At 48.9% G+C, this 699-nt stretch carries 1 protein-coding gene; it reads left to right on the forward strand.

Annotated features, from left to right (window positions below):
* Nucleotides 1-90: 90 nt before the first annotated feature.
* The coding region (locus OCV68_RS14650; RefSeq protein WP_394803516.1) for a recombinase family protein at nucleotides 91-699 on the forward strand (609 nt) is incomplete at its 3' end.

A 699-nucleotide genomic window follows, 5' to 3' on the forward strand; every position in this document is an offset into this window, starting at 1 on the left:
GGTGTTGTATGCTCTAAAAGACTTCTTAATCAAGCGGTTGGGAAGTCTCTTAGAACACACAACCTAAAACCGAAGAAAGGAGCGCAAGTTATGAGAAAAAATGAGAAAATCACAGCTCTGTACGAACGACTGAGCCGTGATGACTTTGGCAAAGATGATGACCAACAGCGTGAGAGCAACTCCATATCCAATCAAAAGGCAATGTTGGAGGAGTTCGCCGCACGGCAGGGCTTTACGAACATTGTCCATTTCACGGACGATGGCATTAGTGGTACTTGCTTTGACCGTCCCGGATTTTTGGCAATGATGAAAGAGGTTGAAGCCGGGAATGTGGAGTACCTGTGTATCAAGGACATGAGCCGCATGGGTCGTGACTATCTGAAAGTCGGTCAGATTATGGAAATCCTGCGTCAGCGTGGCGTTCGCCTTATCGCCATCAATGACGGCGTGGACAGTGCCAGAGGTGATGATGATTTTACCCCTTTCCGCAACATTATGAACGAGTATTACGCCAGAGATACCAGCCGTAAAATCCGTTCCACTTTCCAGTCCAAAGGCAAGTCCGGCAAGCACCTCACAGGCACGGTCATTTACGGCTATCTTTGGAACGAAGCAAGAGACCAATGGTTGGTTGACCCCGAAGCCGCTGATGTGGTCAAGCGCATCTTTGCCATGACGATTGACGGCTACGGTCCGTAT

Origin of the sequence: Huintestinicola butyrica, from assembly GCF_025567215.1 — a bacterium.
Taxonomy (GTDB): domain Bacteria; phylum Bacillota; class Clostridia; order Oscillospirales; family Ruminococcaceae; genus Huintestinicola; species Huintestinicola butyrica.